19 protein-coding genes and 1 pseudogene are annotated in these 18,824 nt (G+C 43.4%); 8 read left to right on the top strand and 12 right to left on the bottom strand.

Going from position 1 to position 18,824, the window contains the following annotated elements; genetic code table 11:
- Both NI464_RS00935 and NI464_RS00930 read right to left on the bottom strand, forming a co-directional pair.
- Positions 1–79, bottom strand: a pseudogene (locus NI464_RS00935) (IS5/IS1182 family transposase); the annotation flags it as partial.
- A gap of 134 nt (positions 80–213) precedes the next feature.
- A complete protein-coding gene (locus tag NI464_RS00930; protein ID WP_004278554.1) occupies positions 214–387 on the bottom strand; it encodes a DNA gyrase inhibitor YacG in 174 nt (57 codons plus the stop codon).
- A gap of 85 nt (positions 388–472) precedes the next feature.
- Here NI464_RS00930 and NI464_RS00925 point away from each other — a divergent pair, with 85 nt between their 5' ends.
- Positions 473–1,117: a tRNA (guanine-N(7)-)-methyltransferase gene (locus tag NI464_RS00925; RefSeq protein ID WP_253137619.1), complete on the top strand. Its 645-nt coding sequence runs from the start codon at positions 473–475 to the stop codon at positions 1,115–1,117.
- A gap of 4 nt (positions 1,118–1,121) precedes the next feature.
- The gene (locus tag NI464_RS00920; RefSeq protein WP_005102947.1) at positions 1,122–2,321 is read left to right on the top strand and encodes a TIGR03862 family flavoprotein; all 1,200 of its coding nucleotides are present in this window, start codon (positions 1,122–1,124) and stop codon (positions 2,319–2,321) included.
- Positions 2,322–2,471: 150 nt separating this feature from the next.
- Here the strand turns inward: NI464_RS00920 and NI464_RS00915 are convergent, their stop codons facing one another.
- The gene (locus NI464_RS00915) at positions 2,472–3,059 is read right to left on the bottom strand and encodes a hypothetical protein (protein WP_005102948.1); all 588 of its coding nucleotides are present in this window, start codon (positions 3,057–3,059) and stop codon (positions 2,472–2,474) included.
- Positions 3,060–3,074: 15 nt separating this feature from the next.
- Positions 3,075–3,851 (bottom strand): class I SAM-dependent methyltransferase, encoded by a 777-nt coding sequence (locus tag NI464_RS00910; RefSeq protein WP_253137618.1) that lies wholly within the window; start codon positions 3,849–3,851, stop codon positions 3,075–3,077.
- Positions 3,852–3,964: 113 nt separating this feature from the next.
- On the opposite strand from NI464_RS00910, the gene NI464_RS00905 reads away from it, so the two are divergent.
- The 3 genes from NI464_RS00905 (at position 3,965) to NI464_RS00895 (ending at position 6,584) form a co-directional block, all read left to right on the top strand.
- Positions 3,965–5,236 carry a hypothetical protein gene (locus NI464_RS00905; RefSeq protein ID WP_191112848.1) on the top strand — a complete coding sequence of 424 codons (1,272 nt, stop codon included), beginning with the start codon at positions 3,965–3,967 and terminating at the stop codon, positions 5,234–5,236.
- A gap of 125 nt (positions 5,237–5,361) precedes the next feature.
- Complete coding sequence (locus NI464_RS00900; protein ID WP_004729374.1) at positions 5,362–5,541, top strand: hypothetical protein; 180 nt, start codon at positions 5,362–5,364, stop codon at positions 5,539–5,541.
- Positions 5,542–5,630: 89 nt separating this feature from the next.
- Positions 5,631–6,584: a 2-hydroxyacid dehydrogenase gene (locus NI464_RS00895; RefSeq protein WP_253137617.1), complete on the top strand. Its 954-nt coding sequence runs from the start codon at positions 5,631–5,633 to the stop codon at positions 6,582–6,584.
- A gap of 68 nt (positions 6,585–6,652) precedes the next feature.
- Here the strand turns inward: NI464_RS00895 and NI464_RS00890 are convergent, their stop codons facing one another.
- From NI464_RS00890 to glyQ, 5 genes are all read right to left on the bottom strand, one after another.
- Positions 6,653–7,135 carry a hypothetical protein gene (locus tag NI464_RS00890; RefSeq protein WP_164543346.1) on the bottom strand — a complete coding sequence of 161 codons (483 nt, stop codon included), beginning with the start codon at positions 7,133–7,135 and terminating at the stop codon, positions 6,653–6,655.
- A gap of 229 nt (positions 7,136–7,364) precedes the next feature.
- The gene (locus tag NI464_RS00885; RefSeq protein WP_004278545.1) at positions 7,365–7,754 is read right to left on the bottom strand and encodes a hypothetical protein; all 390 of its coding nucleotides are present in this window, start codon (positions 7,752–7,754) and stop codon (positions 7,365–7,367) included.
- A gap of 100 nt (positions 7,755–7,854) precedes the next feature.
- Complete coding sequence (locus tag NI464_RS00880) at positions 7,855–8,961, bottom strand: hypothetical protein (protein WP_191112846.1); 1,107 nt, start codon at positions 8,959–8,961, stop codon at positions 7,855–7,857.
- 68 nt (positions 8,962–9,029) lie between these two features.
- Positions 9,030–11,099, bottom strand: a complete 2,070-nt coding sequence (glyS, locus tag NI464_RS00875; RefSeq protein WP_253137616.1) for a glycine--tRNA ligase subunit beta — start codon at positions 11,097–11,099, stop codon at positions 9,030–9,032.
- The gene (gene glyQ / locus NI464_RS00870) at positions 11,099–12,082 is read right to left on the bottom strand and encodes a glycine--tRNA ligase subunit alpha (RefSeq protein WP_253137615.1); all 984 of its coding nucleotides are present in this window, start codon (positions 12,080–12,082) and stop codon (positions 11,099–11,101) included. The genes glyS and glyQ overlap by 1 nt, the downstream gene beginning before the upstream one ends.
- Before the next feature lie 312 nt (positions 12,083–12,394).
- Here glyQ and NI464_RS00865 point away from each other — a divergent pair, with 312 nt between their 5' ends.
- Together NI464_RS00865 and NI464_RS00860 are read left to right on the top strand one after the other, a co-directional pair.
- Positions 12,395–13,201, top strand: a complete 807-nt coding sequence (locus NI464_RS00865; RefSeq protein WP_071850460.1) for a transglutaminase-like domain-containing protein — start codon at positions 12,395–12,397, stop codon at positions 13,199–13,201.
- Positions 13,202–13,316: 115 nt separating this feature from the next.
- Positions 13,317–14,426 (top strand): HPP family protein, encoded by a 1,110-nt coding sequence (locus NI464_RS00860; RefSeq protein ID WP_253137614.1) that lies wholly within the window; start codon positions 13,317–13,319, stop codon positions 14,424–14,426.
- A 640-nt stretch (positions 14,427–15,066) separates the two neighbouring features.
- Here the strand turns inward: NI464_RS00860 and NI464_RS00855 are convergent.
- From NI464_RS00855 to NI464_RS00845, 3 genes are all read right to left on the bottom strand, one after another.
- Positions 15,067–16,479, bottom strand: a complete 1,413-nt coding sequence (locus tag NI464_RS00855; protein ID WP_253137613.1) for an SLC13 family permease — start codon at positions 16,477–16,479, stop codon at positions 15,067–15,069.
- An 82-nt stretch (positions 16,480–16,561) separates the two neighbouring features.
- A complete protein-coding gene (locus NI464_RS00850; RefSeq protein ID WP_005261680.1) occupies positions 16,562–17,347 on the bottom strand; it encodes a sulfite exporter TauE/SafE family protein in 786 nt (261 codons plus the stop codon).
- Positions 17,348–17,578: 231 nt separating this feature from the next.
- Positions 17,579–17,854: a PspC domain-containing protein gene (locus tag NI464_RS00845; RefSeq protein ID WP_004278536.1), complete on the bottom strand. Its 276-nt coding sequence runs from the start codon at positions 17,852–17,854 to the stop codon at positions 17,579–17,581.
- Positions 17,855–18,097: 243 nt separating this feature from the next.
- Between NI464_RS00845 and NI464_RS00840 the strand changes: the two genes are divergently transcribed.
- Positions 18,098–18,787, top strand: a complete 690-nt coding sequence (locus tag NI464_RS00840) for a hypothetical protein (RefSeq protein ID WP_253137612.1) — start codon at positions 18,098–18,100, stop codon at positions 18,785–18,787.
- The last annotated feature ends 37 nt before the right edge of the window (positions 18,788–18,824 follow it).

Raw genomic sequence — 18,824 nt, 5'->3', positions numbered from 1 at the left:
AGTTGTGGTGAATGGATAAATTACGCAGAATAACTTTCAACTTTTGCCAGTGTTGATCTGTCAGCATGGTACGAGGCATAGCGAATAGTAAAATTGGGTTTGGCGATTTGATTTTACTACTTCGCTATTTTTTTAAGCTAAAAGTGTCAACACACCCTACTTAATTTCGACAAGATTGTACTTTCGGACATAAGTCTCGACAGGTAAGACATTTTATTCTTCGCTGTTGTCGGCTTGTGGTGCATCCTGGGTAGGCAAACTATATTCCTCATTGGCCCAAGCCCCCAGATCAATCATTTTGCAACGTTCTGAGCAAAAAGGACGGAATTCATTATCTTCCCATGTGGTCAGCTTGCCACAGCGCGGACAGTTTAAAGTGGTAGGCATGACAATAACTCCAAAGAAAAATAAAGGTTCGATTAGGCAAATATAGCCGCACTTGTTAGACTTATGCGGTTTTTATTAGTTTGATCTGATTATGCCGATTCGTCAATTTCAAGCACAGCGTATGCATGCGCCCCGTGATTTTCAAAGCATCAGTCCTGAACCGGTCTGCGTCGAAGTGGGAGCGGGTAAAGGTAAACATGCCTTGTTATTCAGCAAGAACAATCCCGACACTCAACTGATTGCGATTGAACGTACCCGGGAAAAATTTCTGGCGATGCAAAAACAGCATGCTGTTGAAGGTCAGACCAATTTACAGACCGTTCATGCCGATGCTTTACCGTGGATCGTGCATGCACTGTATCCGCAGCAGGTAGAACAATTCTTTATTTTATATCCGAATCCTGAACCGCATAATCCGGCGCAGCGCTGGGTCAATATGCCATTTTTTGAGTTTCTGCTTTCCCGCCTGAAAACCGGTGGAACGATTACTTTGGCCAGTAATATTCCTGCCTATATCGAAGAAGCAGAAATACAGGTGCAAGAGCTCTGGAAGCTACCTTTTGTCAAAGAAGTGATTGCTGCAGATTCGGCGCGTACCCATTTTGAAATTAAATATCTGGAGCGCGGTGAACTATGCCAGCAACTGATCATCAGCAAGCCTGAAAGTTATGTGACACGTTTTGATGATTTCCAGCCTTTGCAAGGACAGAATGCCACCATAGCGGAATAAGCAGATGAGCAAACGCATTGCTATTGTGGGTGCAGGCCCCGCAGGCTTAATGGCAGCAGAAGTGCTCAGTCAGTTTGATTATGAGCTGCATGTCTATGAGCAAAAGCCGTCTGCCGCGCGAAAACTCCTGATGGCAGGAAAGACCGGCCTGAATATTTCCCATGCTGAGCCTGTGCCACAGTTTGTACAACGTTATGATCAGGTGGAGTGGTTGTCCCCTTGGATCAAACAGTGGGATGCGGTCTGGATTCAAGACTGGATGAAACAGCTCGGTATTGAACCTTATATCGGTTCGTCCGGCCGGGTATTTCCCACAGAGATGAAAGCCGCACCCTTGCTGCGTGCCTGGCTCAAGCGTTTGGCTAGTGATGGCATCCAGTTTCATTACCGGCATAAAGTCAGCCAGTTAGAGCAACAACAGCTTGAGCTACATGATCTGAAAAATAATGAACATCGCACTGAACATTTTGATGCCATTATTCTGGCTTGTGGCGCAGTGTCTTGGTCAGCGTTGGGTAGTGATGGGGCATGGCAAGCCTGGCTGAAACCGGATGAAATTGAGCCATTTCAGGCCAGTAATGCCGGAGTGGAATATCCCTGGTCTCGGTTTATGCAGCCAGTCTTTGGTCAGCCGCTGAAACGTGTTGCAGCATGGGTTGGGCAAGGTGAAAAGACCATCGGCGATATCGTAATTAGCCATTACGGTCTGGAAAGTGGCCTGATCTATAAGCAGGGTCGGGGTTTACGCGAGCAACTAAAACAGGGGCAGCCGATGCAGCTGCATCTGGACCTCTTCCCAAATCAAAGCATGGAACAGCTTGTGCAAAAATTACAGCCAAGTAAGAAGCAGTCTTTAACTAATGTCTGGCGTAAAGCTGGATTGGACGGTGCCAAGGCGGCCTTAGTACGGGAATTGGTAGCCAAAGCGGTATGGCAAGATGCTACTGCATTAGCCAAAAAAATTAAACATTTGACCCTTCCACTCACAGGTTTCCGCCCGATTGAAGAGGCGATTAGCTGTGCGGGTGGCGTCAAGCGTGAAGTGTTGTCAGAACAGCTACAATTGAAATCTAACCCACATGTATTTCTTTGCGGAGAAATGCTGGACTGGGATGCACCGACCGGCGGTTATCTACTGACAGCCTGTTTTGCCACAGGGCGTGCAGCGGGTGAAGGTGTGCATCAGTTTCTGACAGCAGATTAAGTCATTTTATAGCTAGGATGATCTAGTATTTATACTGAATGCAGACTCAACAGATCCGACCTTGTTCATTGACGCTGTTTTAAAGCTGCCAGTTCAGCTTAGATTATTTTTGTATTTTATCTAAGCTGTGTGCCAATCTAGCATCCTAGACTATTCCTTCACTTGCCGGGAAGCGGGTTCTTTCTTGGCGAGATCCGGATATTGCGAACGCCAGCGTTCCAGTTGTTCTTGGGCGTGTAGATATTTCCCTAGACCTTTGACATTCTCACTGGCTTCATTCACGGGTGTAGCTTGAGTCTTGGGAGTATTGAGTAATTTGTCCTGATGTTCCCAGTATTGATACATTAAGCCCTGAATATAACGGCCCTGTTCGGTTTTCAGTTCTAAAGCCTTCAACATATTCAATGCTGACTGGACATGATCACGCTGACGTTGCTGGACAAATTCTTCTGTCATATTTTCATCATCGCGCATGCTGTTTAATTCTTTTTCCAAGTCGCTGCTCATTTCCTGAAAGCGCTGTTCATAATCCGTCAATGCAGCAATATCATGCGGATCATGAGCAGTTTTAGGGAAGTCTTTCAGTGGCTCGGTTTTCAGTTCCTGCATGACTTGATCTGAAGCCGTATTATCTGTTGTCGCTTCAGTCGGAGTTTCGGTCGTTTTCTGGTCACATGCCATCAGCAGCATGGCTGCAGCGAACAACAGCGTTCGTGTCATTCCTGGTATTTTATGCATGATCGCCTCCTGTTTTTAATTACTTTTCTTGAACACATAGATATGGGTGACATAAGGAAAATCGATCATTTCCTCTGCGCTTTTGGCTGTATATTGCTGGATGATCTGTTCAAATTGTTGTTTTAACTGTGCCTGCTGCTGTTCAGGCATGGCTGCAATAAAACTAGTCGAGAGCAGCCGCTTGGATACCACCTGCTCGACACTGCCATGCTGTTGCTGGGTCATTGTGGTTTCTGCATAGGGCTGAAATAGCGTTTGCTGTGCAAAGACCTCGCGCCAGGTGCCGCTATGATAGCGCGGCGTATCGCCTTCCAAGGGGGCAATACAATCGGCCAAGGCCTGAACCCAGTCGATCCGAGTATCGCGCTGATTCCAAATTAACACCAGATAACCCTGCGGTTTGAGTACCCGATCTAATTCTTGTAAGGTAGCAGAATCGGCAAACCAGTGAAATGACTGTGCACAAAATACTGCATTCAGACTATGATCAGCTAGTGGCAATTGATGGCTAAAGCCTTCAAGCGCCACAATGTCCGGATGCGCCCGTTTTAATTGAGCCAGCATTTCCGGAACAGGATCAATCGCGATAATGTGCTTACTGAGCGGGCGTAAATAGGGAATAAACTTGCCGGTGCCACTACCCAAATCCAAAAGATGCACATCTGCAGGCAAAGCCAGCGTTTCACTCAGCCATTGGCTGATTTCTGCCGGATAATCGGGACGCACTTGCTGATAGAGCTCAGCCGACGCACTAAAACCCCGTTTTGCTGCAGGATGTAATGATTGTGTCATATTTTGCGCTTTTTAATCTTTTTGATCGATATAAAATAGCATATTCACTTTTTTGACAGCGTTCATTGACTGAATTGTTGTGGAAGGGTTCGATTTACCAGCATGGGAAAGTTATGGACAAGCAGATTGTTTTTGAAGATGAACATATACGCGCGATTTTTATGCCGGGATCCTCTTCAGAACTGATTTTTTCATTTGGCGATTTGATTACCCGTGCCAAGGGCCTCAACATCAATGCAGAAAAGTCATTGGCGAAATTCGAGTTTAATGTGCTTGGCATTATGCCCAAGCATAAATCCTGGTTTCCGCAAGGTTCCATGTGGAACATGTTGCAAGCCATCGCAGATCTGATTGCGCCGTTTCAGCAGCGTATTGCCTATGGTGGCTCGATGGGTGGCTATGCCGCGATTAAATATTCCCGTGCCTTGGGCGTACAACGGGTGGTGGCGATGGTGCCGCAATACTCGATTGATCCGGAAGATGTACACGATGCCCGCTATAACATGTTCTATCAGCCAGAGCTGAATACAAATATGCGGGTTGCAGCCGAAGATATCGATAATGCCTGCGAATATATTATTGTCTATGATCCTTACTGTGCCGAAGATCGGGCCCATTATCTGAAATTAGAGGCGCTGATTCCGCATCATCATGTGCTGCATTTGCCTTTTACCGGACATGATGCGATCGCAGTTTTGGCTAGTTCCGAATTGCTCTATGACTTTTTGGTGCATGAATATGAGCCAAGCTATTTCTATCAGAAAATGCGCCGGGTCAAGAAAAACAGCAAGTTCTATTATCGCAAGGTGATTGAAAATGTCTTGCCACGACACCGCATGGCTTTGGGACACATTCTGAAAAATAACGATCTGCAACTGGATAACCAGTTTTTTGATGCCAGCCAGAAACAGGTAATTTTACGGGAACTTTTGCGCAATAAACAGGTCGATCAGCATGACCTGCTCAAGCTTGGCATTCATGTGAATTTGCCACAGGAAAATCGTCAGTTACTGTTGGACCAATATGGACATGGTCTGGTATTTAATGTCATCAGTCATAAAATCGAAAGCTATGCAGAAGGCGCAATTGCCCTGAATCATAAATTCCTGATTCCAATTTATGCCAAAGGCAATGGTTTATTGAGTATTAATCTGAATGATGAACGTTATTTGGTGGTGATGAATGACCGGCATATCATGAAACTGATCAAGGAACAGGATGAGCTTAGTCTGGGCATGCACCCGATTTTAATGAAGCGTTATAGCGATTTTTATATGTTTAGCTATAAGCAGCTGAATCTGAGTACCAATGAGTATGGTGCTGCTGCTTTTATCGACGATAGTGACAAAAATACGCAGTTTGTGACGCACAGTGAGATAAGTTAACTAAAAATTTTTTATAAAAAACAATTACTTGACTCGTGATCAGCTTGGCATACTATAGAGGTAAGCGGTACAAATAATATCCACCCATACCGCTCCCGATGGTTGAAACGAAGAAGGGGATCTCTATGATGCAAGTATGTTTTATCTTCGGTTTGGTTCTACCTAATCTGGCGCATGCAGAAACTGTGCATCCTGCAGTGATCATGGTCAGTGCGTCCATCATCTTTATGATTATTCTGTCTGTGTATGTGGTGTATCGAATTCGCAAGTCACTACGTAATCATATGGATAAACCGCTGGATTAATTGCATCAGGCTGGAAACAGGTTGAAAAGCCTCAATGACTTGTTTTAAATGACAGACATAAATTGTCAAACAGGATTGAGGGAACAGCCATGAAAGCCGTTTATTTAGACTATGCTTCTTTAGACCAGCAGGATTTGGACTTTCAGGCACTGCATGCAGTATTTGATTCACTAGTTTTGTATCCGGCGACCTCGGCTGCCGAGATTGCATCCCGTGTAGCTGGTTTCGATGTCATCATTACGAATAAGGTGATGATCGATGCAGCTACGATTCAGCAATGCCCTCAACTCAAACTCATTTTAATCTCTGCAACCGGCACCAATAATGTCGACCTTGAGGCGGCCAAAGCGCAAGGGATCGTCGTGTGTAACTGTCAGGCTTATGGCACTTCGGCAGTCGCGCAGCATACCATCATGTTGATGCTCAATCTGGCGACTTCATTCCTGTCGTACCAACGTGCGTTACAACAAGGCGAATGGCAAAAAGCCAGCCAGTTCTGTTTGCTGGATGCGCCAATTGTCGGGCTGGCCGGAAAAACCTTGGGCATTGTCGGTTATGGGGAACTGGGTCATGCGGTGGCGAAACTAGCCGAAGCCTTTGGCATGAAAGTTCTCATTGCTGCGTTGCCAAACCGTGCAGCGGATGCATCTCGTGTGCCATTTGCCGAACTGCTTACTCAAGTCGATTTTCTCAGTCTGCATTGTCCACTCACTGAAGATACCCGACATTTAATCAGTCATGCTGAGCTGGATGCAATGAAAAGCAGTGCATTTTTAATTAACTGTGCGCGTGGCGGCATTGTCGATGAAGCGGCATTGGCTGAGGCGTTGCGAGCAGGCAAGATTGCCGGTGCAGCGACAGATGTTCTAACGGTAGAGCCACCGAAACAGGGCAATGTGTTACTTGATTCAACGATTCCCAACCTGATTGTGACGCCACATAATGCGTGGGGCAGTGTCGATGCAAGACAACGGATTGTGGATCAGATGGTGGAAAATGTAGTAGCATTTAAACAAGGTCAGCCGATCCGACAGGTCAATTGATAAATCGTGTCAATACAAGATAATAGTTTTATTTTCTAAAAATAAAAAAAGCCCATCACGGGCTTTTTTTATAAATCGGTTACTGCATAACTGGTGGCTGAACCTGAACCAGATTGAGGCTGCATTTGTGGGGTGGTTGTTTGCTGTGGGGTAGTAGAGGACTCACTTAAAGGCTGCTGCACGATAGGTGCCTGCTGTGAATTGCCACGCCAGACTTCTTTGGTCTGCTGGATTTTCTGACCAGTTTGCTGCGCTGCCTGAGTTGCACCCTGATCTACTTTTTGCAGTGTATCAGAAGTTGCAGACTTGGTATTACTCCAGGCACGGTCTACCCCCGGCTTGATTTTGGCAATGCCTTTTTCCGTTGCTTCACCGACTTTCTCGGCGGTATTAATCACGCCTTCTTGTGCTTTATAGGCAAACACATGCAGCAAGTTCGGATTTTCACCATAGGGTTTAACCGGTTTGGCAGACTGAGTCGTGGTTTGTGCGAATGCTGGAACAGAAAGCATTAAAGCTGTCGTTAAAATAATTGGGGTTTTGATATTCATTATGGATCGACCTCGAATTCGTCTAAGTGCGGTCTGAGTTTGTTTTTCAGTGTAACGGATAATTGGTCAAAAACAATGAATATCCTGTGAAGAGTGCAGAGCTTTCAGGTTGATCTGTGCCGAAATATTGTAATTTTTAAAGAAAGGGCAGTAGAAATTAGCCCAAGTGTCGAATTGATTTTTAGCAAAATAAAAGCCCTGTTCTTAGACTAGAAACAAGGCGATCTTTTTAATCACATTGTGTCAGGGCATCTTTGGCGAAATGTTCGCGTAAGCTTACAAAGTTCTTCTGTACCCCTGCATCGTGCAGGTCAAATTTTTGTGCAGTGCTAGTACCGTCGCGCTGGAAAGTCGCTGAGCCGGCATCGATTAGAGTCATACCTTTAAATGACCATTGTTCAATGACACGGTTATTGCCAATATCACCGGTGAATTCAATCACGCATTTGTCGAGGAATTTGGTCAGTTTTGCCTTGTTGTTGGTCGTGGCTGGAACAACTTCGAGGTTTTGAACTTCCTGTAAGACGCCAACCTGAAGTTGTGGGATTTTTGGTGCAGATGTACAAGCTGTAACTGCGATACTCGCAAGACCAGTCAGAATGAGTGTTTTAAATTTCATATGATTCTTTCTTGTTGAGTGTTGTTAGGTTGAGTATATGAAATTGATGGAGAAAAGCCCATAGTCTTCTTCTTTATTGTGTAGAGGATACTATTGAACATTAAAGGAAGAATTTGGAGAAATAGTTAACAATTACTCCTATAATAAATGAAAATGCGATTAATGATATACCGTAAAAAGGTAGGTCTTTTTGCATTTTAATAGCCTTTTCATGAGTCTTTTCCATAAAATTATTAATGATAATAAAAGATTGATTCCTCAATTTTTGATATGCATATTTTGCATAGTAAATAATAATTATCGGCGAGACTATATAATTTAATAAGAGAATAAATATTTGTAAGAAGAAGTTTTTATATGTTTTTTTTGACTTTTCTTCATAAGCTTTAACAATCTTGTTTTGTAGTATTTTATTTTCTATAAATTGAGTATTTTTAAAAGTTTCCAATGCAGTTTTATCGTCAAGATTATTAATTAATGCTAGTGACATTATAAGCTCATCTTTATTATTAGTTAGCTGATAGTTTTCAAGAACAACATTAACTACATCATTTTTCTTTTTCGAGGGTTTATTCTCTGTGTTTTCAGTTTTTACTAAGTCAAATATGAAAAATAATAATACAATAATAAGAAAGGCACTAGAGAATCCTAAATTTCCTACTTTTTTGTACACTCTAGTGGTTTTGGTGTTAGGTATCATTACTTCTTGAATTTTGTTATTCAATAAGTTTTTTATTTCCATTGCCCAAGCTTGATTGGTATGAGTTATTGTTAGCAAAATTTCTTCATTAATTACATCAAAAGTTAGAGCAATTATTTGTGTAGAGACTTGTTCTTGATTATGAAAGCGATTAATTACTTTCCATGTCATAGTTAGTGAATTAATAATGGTATTACGTACTTCATTAACTTTTATTAGTGCTTTAATTCCATTAATTGTTCTAGTAGTTTTATCAGAATAATTAAAACTAACAGTTAAATGGGACTCGAATACTTGTTTTTGGTCTGCTAATTTTTGTTCAATTAAATAGTGAAATTGTTCGAGATCATTATTTCGAAGAAGAAATGGAATTCCAACGGATTGATACGTAAGCGTCTCTTTATTACCAAGGAATTCAGTAATAATCTTGGCTAAAGTAGATTCGTCTAGTGCTACAACTATACTTTTGTCATCATAGAAATTTTCTTGTAAAGATGTACTATTCATTATTATTCAACATAAAAAACCCGCTATATTTATAGCGGGTTTTTGTTTAAATTTCAAGCAATTAGCACTTAGTGCTGTAACACTGAAATATCAGCCACTTTTGTGAACAAATCACGAAGTTGAGCAAGCATACGTAAACGGTTTGCTTTCAGGTCAGCATCATCTGCCATCACCATTACACCGTCAAAGAATGCATCGACTGGCGCACGAAGTGCAGCAAGCACAGACAATGCAGCAGTGTAATCTTTCGCAGCAAATAACGGCTCAACTTGAGGCGCAATTTTCGCAAGTTCAGCGAACAATGCTTTTTCAGCATCTTCAACCAAGTTTGCTTCAACCACAGCGCCTTCAGGAGCAGTTTCTTTTGCAAGAATATTCGCAACACGCTTGTTGGCAGCAGCAAGCGCAGCCGCTTCAGGCAAGGCACGGAAGTGGTTGACTGCATTTACACGCTTGTCAAAATCAAGCGGAGATTTTGGTGAAAGCGCTTGAACAGCTTGAATCACATCAACCGCAACGCCTTGGTCTTCGTATTTCGCACGGTAACGACCTTCAAGGAATGCAACCGCATCCGCCAAAGTCTTGTCGTGATCTTTCAATACATCGCCATAAGCAGCAAGTGCAAGTTTGATCAAATCTTCAATTGAAACATCAAGCTCGTTTTCAGTCACAAGACGAAGGATACCAATTGCAGAACGACGTAGTGCAAATGGGTCTTTAGAACCTGTAGGCGCTTGACCAATACCGAAAATACCTGTGAGCGTATCTAAACGATCCGCAAGAGCAATGGTTGTACCAGTTTTGGTTTTCGGTAAAACGTCACCTGCGAATTTAGGTAAGTATTGCTCACCTAAAGACTCAGCCACTTCCGCATTTTCACCTTCAAGACGTGCGTAGTAAGTACCTGCAATACCTTGAAGTTCAGGGAATTCACCCACAAGCTCAGAAGTTAAGTCACATTTTGCAAGAAGCGCCGCTTTTTCAGCATCTTCCGCTTTTGCACCTGTAATAGGCGCAAGTGCTACAGCCAATTTTGCAATACGTTCAGACTTGTTCCAAAGCGTACCCAATTCAGCTTGGAATACCATGTTTGCAAGTTTCTCTTTACGAGATGCAAGCGGTTGCTTTTGATCTTGTAAGAAGAAGAATTCAGCATCTGACAAACGTGGACGAACCACTTTCTCGTTACCTTCAATAATTTGTGTCGGGTCTTTCGACTCGATGTTTGACACAGTAATGAAGTAAGGTTGAAGTTTATTGTCAGCGTTCACTAAGCAGAAGTACTTCTGGTTGTCCTGCATCGTGGTGATCAATGCTTCTTGAGGAACAGCAAGGAAGCGTTCTTCGAAGCTTGCACGAAGCGCAACAGGCCATTCAACGAGTGCAGTCACTTCGTCACGAAGATCCGCAGGGACAATTGCAATGGCATTCACTTCATCAGCAAGTGCTTTGACTTGTTGATCGATGATGGCTTGACGCTCTTCAAAGGACGCTACAACGTAAGCCGCTTTTAACTTCGCTAAGTATTCGTCTGCATGCGCTAAAGTGATTGCTTCAGGTGCATGGAAACGGTGGCCATAAGTCACGTTCCCTGCTTTGTGGTCTTGAATTGTTGCATCAACCACATCGTTGTCTTTCAACAACACAACCCATTTCACAGGACGTACGAATTCAGTACGGCTTGCCGCAGAACGCATACGTTTTGCGATTGGAAGATTATCCAATGCATTTTGTAAAATTTGTGGCAATAAAACGTCAAGGCTTTGACCTTTGACATCTTTTAAATAGCATACTTTTTCAACTTTACCTGCTTGGAAAGTTGATACTTGATCAACCGTGATGCCTTGACCACGCATAAAGCCTTCAAGTGCTTTCGTCGGGTTGCCTTCAGCATCAAAGGCTGCCTGTTTGGCAGGGCCGTCAAAACGTTTTTGTGTGTCTGCTTGTGCAGCATCAACATTGACGATTTTAAGTGCAAGACGACGCGGTGCTGCATAAGCTTCGATCGAATCAAACGCTAAGCCAGCATCTTTTAAGCCTTTAACGGTTTCTGCATGTAGTGCATCACGTAATTTTTTCAGGCTTTTTGGTGGAAGTTCTTCACAACCCAATTCGAACAAAACGGTATGTTTAGACATTATTTGCTCTCCTTGTTTGCTTCTTTCGCTTCTGCTTCAATTTGCGCTTTTAATTGTGCCAACACTTCATCACGTAATGCAGGTTCAGCCATTGGGAAACCAAGTTCCGCACGTGCTGCTACATAACTTGTTGCGATAGAACGTGCCAAAGTACGTACACGTAAAATGTAACGCTGACGTTCAGTCACAGAAATTGCGCCACGCGCATCCAATAAGTTGAAACTGTGTGATGCTTTCACGACTTGCTCATATGCAGGAAGTGGAAGTTTCGCTTCAATTAAACGTGTTGCTTCAGCTTCATAGAAATCGAACAATTCAAACATTTTTTCAACGTTGGCATATTCGAAGTTATAGGTCGATTGTTCCACTTCATTTTGATGGAACACATCGCCATACGTTACCGTACCGAACTGGCCTTTGGTCCAAACCAGATCGTAAACTGAGTCTACGCCTTGCAAGTACATGGCAAGACGTTCAAGGCCGTAAGTAATTTCGCCGGTGACTGGGTAGCATTCAACACCACCGACTTGCTGGAAGTACGTGAACTGCGTTACTTCCATACCATTCAGCCAAACTTCCCAACCTAAGCCCCAAGCGCCTAGTGTTGGAGATTCCCAGTTGTCTTCTACGAAACGAATGTCGTGTACCAGTGGATCAATGCCAATCGCTTTTAATGAATCGAGATAAAGCTGCTGGATATTGTCCGGGTTTGGCTTAAGCACCACCTGGAATTGATAATAATGTTGCAAACGGTTCGGGTTTTCACCATAACGACCATCTTTCGGACGACGTGACGGTTGAACATAAGCGGCATTCCAGGTTTCAGGACCCAGTGCACGAAGGAAAGTCGCAGTGTGGAATGTCCCTGCACCCATTTCCATATCATAAGGTTGCAAAATGACGCAGCCTTGCTCCGCCCAGTAAGTTTGTAAGGCAAGAATTAAGCCTTGGAAGGTATCAATATGCGATATGGCGCGACTCATGGTCATCCACTTAAAATTAGAGAAAAATTGTGCTCAATTATAAGGACTTTGCAGGGGAGTGGCAAAGGGTTAATGTAGGGATACTTTTCTGAAAAAAATAAAACAGGCTTAAAGGATACGCGTCATTTAGAGGCTTACTGCGATTTTGGCTTTGCTGGTTGATACAGGCTGATCTGAAAATCAGGAATAAATCAGATATATGGCATCCTGTTCACTGGAGAGTCATAAAGTTCAACGGATCTTATACGATTGTCGTTCTTAAATTAGTTTAATATTCACGCAATATAATAATGCTTAAAAATAAGGAACTTCATGACCACTTACCAAATTCAATGCCATTTAAAATACAAGGTCGTACAACCGACAGAATTTATTTTTATGCTTCAGGCGGCACATCATTCCGATCAGAAGATTCTTGAAGAAAAACTCAGCTTTAATCTGCCCGTAACATGGCATGAATTTCAGGATGCGCAGCATCAAAATCGTCATGTTCGGCTACAGGTCGAACCCTGTGAGGCTTTTGAGCTGAATTATACGGCGACAGTGGTTCGTCAACCGGGCCTCTCTCTTGAGCTGCAGCAAGGTCTGAAAGAAGTGACTATTCCTGAGCTGCCCGATGAAGTATTGCCTTATTTGCTGGCCAGCCGTTATTGCAATTCGGATTTATTGCTGGAAATGGCGAAACGCTCATTTGGCTGGATGACACCAGGCTATACGCGTGTCAAGGCGATTGAACAGTGGATTTATAACAATATTTTTTATGTGTCTGGCAGTTCCGACCAATTTACCACTGCTACAGATGTACTGGTGCATCGCGCAGGGGTATGCCGTGACTTTGCCCATTTAGGTATTGCCCTGTGCCGTGCCTTGGGAATTCCGGCACGCATGGTGGTCGGTTATGTGGAAATTGAAAAGTTTCTACCCGATTTTCATGCCATTTTTGAAGCGTATTTGGACGGTGGCTGGGTGCAGTTTGATCCGACCCGTTTGGCTCCGGTCGAAAATCTTATTCGGATCGGCACTGGAGTCGATGCCGGAGATGTGGCATTTTCAACTTATTATGGTCAGGTCGAACTGTTAAAAATCCAGCCTTTGATTCAACCTGAAATGAGCCATTAGGTTGTTTTAAAAAGCATGTATTCGCGAATGGTGAAAAGATGTAAAACACAGATGCCTTTCATCTGGCTTGGCTCTATAATGCCCAAAATCTATGAACAATAAGATCAGGCGCACTGTGTTTCACTCCCATCTCGACTGGCTCAATACCTTAAAACCGAATTTCAAAGTCCTGCCACTTAAAGACCGTCTGCTCTGCGGAGCTGGAGCACTATTGGGTTTGGTCGTCTCGTCCTTGTTGAGTTTATGGATTCTGGGGGATTTTGAAGCCTGGTATATTGCCCCGATGGGTGCATCTTCGGTATTGCTGTTTGCTGTGCCGGCCAGTCCTCTAGCACAGCCCTGGAATATTCTGGTCGGGAATACGATTGCTGCGGTGATTGGCGTGAGTTGCGCTATATTCATAGTTAATCCGACCGAAGCCTTTAGTGTAGCTGTGGCCTTGGCGATCGTTCTGATGATGACCACAGATTCCCTGCATCCACCGAGTGGCGCCGTGGCCATTACCGCAGTGCTGGGCGACCAGCCGGTGCATGAACTCGGTTATGCCTTTGTATTTTATCCGGTACTACTCAATTCAATTTTACTGATGGTAATTGCCATTGTCTTTAACCGGATGATTGGCAAGGATTATCCGCAGCAAGCTCAACTAAATACTCGTTCCAAGGATCCGACGCCGACCCAGAAAGTCACGATTCAACCACAGGATATTCAGGAAGTGCTGGATCAGCGCACCGAGCTGCTGGATATCAGTGAATATGACCTGCAAAAAATTATTCTGGAGGCACAAAACCGCGCCAATGCGCGTGCGGTGCATGAATTTAGCTGCCAGGATATTATGACGAAGGATGTAGCAACCCTGCATGAAAATGATGATATCCAGCACGCATTGGACAAGTTCAAGCAAATGAACCTGATGAGCCTGCCCGTCGTTAATGCCGATGAACAACTGGTCGGTACACTGGCAATGTATCAGGTGGTGGAATGGTTCAAGCGCGCGGCTGATGTCCGTAGCAGCTGGGAGCATCAGGTCAAACATATCATGACCCGTAAGGTAATTACGGTGCAGCCTTTACAACCCATTCAGGATCTGGTGCCGTATTTTGTCGAGCGTTCGTTCAACTATATTCCGGTGGTGAGCGAGCAGCAATTGGTGGGAATTATCAGTCGGGCAGATATGATTGCCGCACTGAATCAGGAGCTGAATCATTTTAAAATGAAAGTTTAAAACCGAATTAAAACGGAATTTAACAGAGCATGTGTGATCAACTCTGGTCAGCTTGCCGGCTGAGAAAACTATAAAATAGTGCCATCGGCAGGGAAAAACACAGCAGAAACAAAAAATGGGAACTAAAATTTTCACTTGGAGGATGCGAGATATAAGCCAGAATCAGGGTTCCCAGTACGCAGCTCATTAAAATCGTGATGATATTAAACAGCTGATAATGGCGTAGCAGCAGGTGAGTCACTAATAGAAAAGGAAAGACCATCATCCAATATGTCACGCAGACGAAAAAACTGAGGAAAAGCGCTGAAAACAGGCTCTTGAAAATGGAGAAAATCCCAGAGCTGGCTTCATGAAATAGCGCATAAGGGAATAAAATTACAGCTATGATCAGAGGTGCAAGCGCGAGGTTAAATTTCATTTTCCAAGGGGAATTCTGGATCGGTTGAGAGATTAAGTGAAATATCCTGTCCACTATCTATCTGCTACTTTTTGATGTTTTTAATATAAAGACTTTATCTTTATCATTGTTAAAAGCATATTATTTTTCGATGAGAGAAAGATTCAACATATAGGCGATTGATACGACAAAGCACACCGGAGTGTGCTTTGTAGAGGGTGTGATGTTTAAGAGCTGTAATGATTAAATAAAGAACCAGTAAATAAACAGTGAAATAATAAAGATACACATGATATTCAGCACAAAACCAACTTTCATCATTTCGCTTTGCTGGATATGACCGGTTCCAAAAACAATCGCATTTGGTGGGGTGGCTACCGGCAGCATAAAGGCACATGAAGCACCAATACCAATGACGATCACCAGAATTTCTTTGGGCATTCCCATCTGATCCGCAATTGCGGCAAATACTGGTACTAGCAGGGCAGCCGAAGCGGTATTACTGGTAAATTCAGTCAGGAAGATAATAAAAGTAGCGACTACAAAAATAATCATCAGCGGGGAGGTATCACCAAAGGCATTGGCCAGAGTTTGACCCAGTACCAGCGAACTGCCTGAATCCTTTAGAATAGCACTCAAGGTCAGACCACCACCAAATAGATATAACACCCCCCAATCAGTATTTTCTGCAATCTGTTTCCAGCTTGCGGTACCCAGAATCACAACCATACAGGCAGCCGAAATTGCAATCCAGGTATCCGGCTGGGAAATACCAAAAATTTCAGTGAATTTTTTACTGAAAATCCAGGCAATTGCAGTACAAAGAAAGAGGATCATGGTGGCTATACGGGTTCTGGTCCAAGGAATATCTTCGGTCGCAAATTGTATTTTATGATTCAGTTTTGGACGTAGTACCAGATATAAACTGACCAGCATGGCAGGAAGAATAATGAACATCATCGGCAAGCCGATTTTCATCCAGTCGGCAAAATCATAGCCGAGGGCCTTGGCGGCAATGGCATTCGGAGGGGAACCGACCATGGTGCCCAGTCCGCCAATACTGGCCGAATAGGCAATGCCGAGCAGGATAAAGACAAAAGTTTTACGATCCTTGCTGACATCCATATGTGAAAGCAAGCCTAAGGCCAAAGGCAGCATCATGGCAGCAGTCGCCGTATTGGAAATCCACATGGACAGCAGCGCCGTCACCACAAAAATCGCCAGTACAGAAATGCCCAGATGCCCTCTGGACATGGAGATGATCCACATGGCAATTTTCCGGTCCAGTTTCTGGATATGCAACGCCGTTGCCAGCGCAAAACCACCAAAAAACAGGAAAATGACAGGATCGGCAAAAGTGGCCAAAGCGGCTTGCGTGGTAATCGGAACCAGTTCTTCACCAGAGGCCATTGGCATGGCCAGTAATACTGCCATCACAGGGACGAGTAAAGCTGTAATCGTGATATGAATGGCTTCAGTCAGCCATAAAATACCGATAAAGGCTAAAAGTGCCAGTCCTTTATTGGCATTCTGGTCATAGGGCAGGTAAAGATATAAGCCATAGGCTACAATGGCTGCGACAAAAATAAGAATCCAGCCTTTAAGCAGCCCTTTGGGCATGGCATTGGTCGGGGTAGCTAGGTTGGTCTGAGTCATATGCTCTCCTTGCAAGATTTTTATTTACATCATTTTTTATATTAGCTTTAAATTTGTAATTTTGTTTTGCTTAAAAAATATCCTATTTAAAGATACTATAACCAGATTGTTGCAATAATCCAGTACTTTGCCAGAAGGCATACAGGCCCAAGCCGAAAAGTAAAGCCAAGACAATCCATTTGAAGTGTTGCTGAGATAAACGATGGCGTATTTTGCCTCCAATCCAGACACCAGCAAGGGCGAATAAGCTGATCCCGATCAGAATATGCTGTTGATGGGTTTCCAGTGTGATCAGAATTGGAAACAGTAAAACCAGCTGGATCAGTTTACCGGCAATGAAATTGAGATTACTGATAATGACAATATCTGTTTTAGAGAGTTGGCAACTCATCAGATACATCATCAGAAAAGGTGCCATGGCATTGGTTGCACCTCCAATAATGCCGGCCAGTAAACCAAAACAGAGCATGCTGGAAATATGCGGACTAACTTGTAAGGGGCGTGCCCGTAACTGGTCCAAGACATAAAATATAATTACCAGACCCAATAACAGTTTTAAATAAGCCTCATTTAGCCAAAGTAATAGCTTGACCCCGAGTACACTGCCGACTAGGCTACTAAGCATTAATGGCCAATAACGTTTTATATAATAGCCAATACTATTCAACAGGCTATGCGCAGGGTCAGCATTCAGCATGATCAGATTCAGCAGCAGACAGGGCAGAATGACAAGGGTAACCGCGATGCTAAGCGGATATGCGCTGGACAGAACAGCCGTACTCATCATAGGAAAGCCAAAGCCGCTTAAACCATGCAGCAGGGCTGCGACGGCACAGAGCCACAGCATCATCCATTCTGCCTGAGTCATGTGAAATCCATTTCAAAAATTGGAATCTTGAACTTATCGTGAATTCAACTGAGAAAGAAAGTGAAAAGCTGTAATACAGCAAAGAAATAACAAAAAATATAGGCAAAAAAAAGCCACGATAACTTGGGGAAATTACCGTGGCATCAAAATTTCATCCCATTTAACCGGGGTGAAAGAGGAAGCTCTGCGATGAAACTGGTTAAGAACGCTTGTTAAAAATGACTGTACAGCTTAATAGCGTTTATCCTGATTCACTGTACGCACAGGATTTTGATAGCCCTGAGGTTGATGAACGCTGTCATGATCAATTCTGTACTGTTTTTTCGGCATGATTAACCACAACACCAGATAGACCAAAATACCCGGGAATGCGGCACTCATGATTGAAATCACCACAAAAATCAGACGTAATAAATTTGCGTTCCAACCAAAACGTTCAGCAATACCACCCATTACACCTGCAATCATGTTTGAGCGGTTAGAGCGATATAAACCAACATTGGCCATTAAAATCTCCTGATTAAAAATAAGTTTGAATCCTAAAATGGATCCATACTTAAAGAAATGGAGTTTACTTAAACTTTTTAAAGTGCTGATTACAAATAAAATCGTTAAGTAATGTTAATAAAGATTAAAACCAGATCTAAGAGCTACTAACATAGTGAAAATTCTATTGAACTCTTGTGTAAAGTTCATCAGCTTTGCTGGGTGCTTTTTGCTCGCCATGTTTCCTATTTAGGTTTGTTAAAAATGAAATTGGATGTATCACGTTGTACATTAAGCAGTTTTTTTAAATGTAGCCTGGTGTTGGGGAGTATGGTGATTTTGCAGGCTTGTGATCAGCAGCAAGTCAAACCTGAACAGGAAGGTCAGGCGACCTCAGAAGAGGGCGTTAAAATTTCCGCTGCCAATACGAAGGCCGATGTGGTGACTGTCAGCGCCAAATCCTTAACTCAGGTCGCAGGGCAGGCGACTGTTCCGGTAGAAGCAGATTTAAACCCGGCAACTGTACCAGAGGATGCCAAGGTGTTTATAGGTCGCTATCATACTGAAATCGACTGTGATGGCCGCTTTGCGCCTTGTACTGAAGGTAAGGCAGAATTTATTTTGACTCTAATGCCGGACGGTACGGTGCATCGCAGTATTTTACAGTATGGCAAAGTATTTATTGATAATACCAAAAACAGCACGGCTCACAATATCACCTACCGTAAAGACCGCTGGTTTATCAATCCGGAACGTACCGATGTGGTGGTGAATCGCAAAGAAGGGGCGAGCTTTTACTATAAGATTAAAGATTCAAATCACTTAGTCATGAATCTGGAAAAAATCTATAGTGAAAAGGAAAGAACCAACCGGGAATTATTTGATCGCGGTTATCCGGCACCTTCAAAAGCCTATGAACTGGTCAAAGACACATCCTTTCATATTCAAAAATAATGCCCGATAAAAATCGGCTGATCTGGTCGAAAGCTTA

Origin of the sequence: Acinetobacter lwoffii, from assembly GCF_024129685.1 — a bacterium.
Classification (GTDB): domain Bacteria; phylum Pseudomonadota; class Gammaproteobacteria; order Pseudomonadales; family Moraxellaceae; genus Acinetobacter; species Acinetobacter lwoffii_X.
The sequence above is the reverse complement of the archived record's forward strand: the minus strand, read 5'-3'. Positions and strand labels throughout refer to the sequence as shown.

Coding starts and splice junctions, on each gene's coding strand:
- NI464_RS00930 (WP_004278554.1), bottom strand. CDS start 387: ATGCCTACCACTTTAAACTGTCCGCGCTGTGGCAAGCTGACCACATGG.
- NI464_RS00920 (WP_005102947.1), top strand. CDS start 1,122: ATGAGCAAACGCATTGCTATTGTGGGTGCAGGCCCCGCAGGCTTAATG.
- NI464_RS00915 (WP_005102948.1), bottom strand. CDS start 3,059: ATGCATAAAATACCAGGAATGACACGAACGCTGTTGTTCGCTGCAGCC.
- NI464_RS00910 (WP_253137618.1), bottom strand. CDS start 3,851: ATGACACAATCATTACATCCTGCAGCAAAACGGGGTTTTAGTGCGTCG.
- NI464_RS00905 (WP_191112848.1), top strand. CDS start 3,965: ATGGACAAGCAGATTGTTTTTGAAGATGAACATATACGCGCGATTTTT.
- NI464_RS00900 (WP_004729374.1), top strand. CDS start 5,362: ATGATGCAAGTATGTTTTATCTTCGGTTTGGTTCTACCTAATCTGGCG.
- NI464_RS00895 (WP_253137617.1), top strand. CDS start 5,631: ATGAAAGCCGTTTATTTAGACTATGCTTCTTTAGACCAGCAGGATTTG.
- NI464_RS00890 (WP_164543346.1), bottom strand. CDS start 7,135: ATGAATATCAAAACCCCAATTATTTTAACGACAGCTTTAATGCTTTCT.
- NI464_RS00885 (WP_004278545.1), bottom strand. CDS start 7,754: ATGAAATTTAAAACACTCATTCTGACTGGTCTTGCGAGTATCGCAGTT.
- NI464_RS00880 (WP_191112846.1), bottom strand. CDS start 8,961: ATGAATAGTACATCTTTACAAGAAAATTTCTATGATGACAAAAGTATA.
- glyS (WP_253137616.1), bottom strand. CDS start 11,099: ATGTCTAAACATACCGTTTTGTTCGAATTGGGTTGTGAAGAACTTCCA.
- glyQ (WP_253137615.1), bottom strand. CDS start 12,082: ATGAGTCGCGCCATATCGCATATTGATACCTTCCAAGGCTTAATTCTT.
- NI464_RS00865 (WP_071850460.1), top strand. CDS start 12,395: ATGACCACTTACCAAATTCAATGCCATTTAAAATACAAGGTCGTACAA.
- NI464_RS00855 (WP_253137613.1), bottom strand. CDS start 16,479: ATGACTCAGACCAACCTAGCTACCCCGACCAATGCCATGCCCAAAGGG.
- NI464_RS00850 (WP_005261680.1), bottom strand. CDS start 17,347: ATGACTCAGGCAGAATGGATGATGCTGTGGCTCTGTGCCGTCGCAGCC.
- NI464_RS00845 (WP_004278536.1), bottom strand. CDS start 17,854: ATGGCCAATGTTGGTTTATATCGCTCTAACCGCTCAAACATGATTGCA.
- NI464_RS00840 (WP_253137612.1), top strand. CDS start 18,098: ATGAAATTGGATGTATCACGTTGTACATTAAGCAGTTTTTTTAAATGT.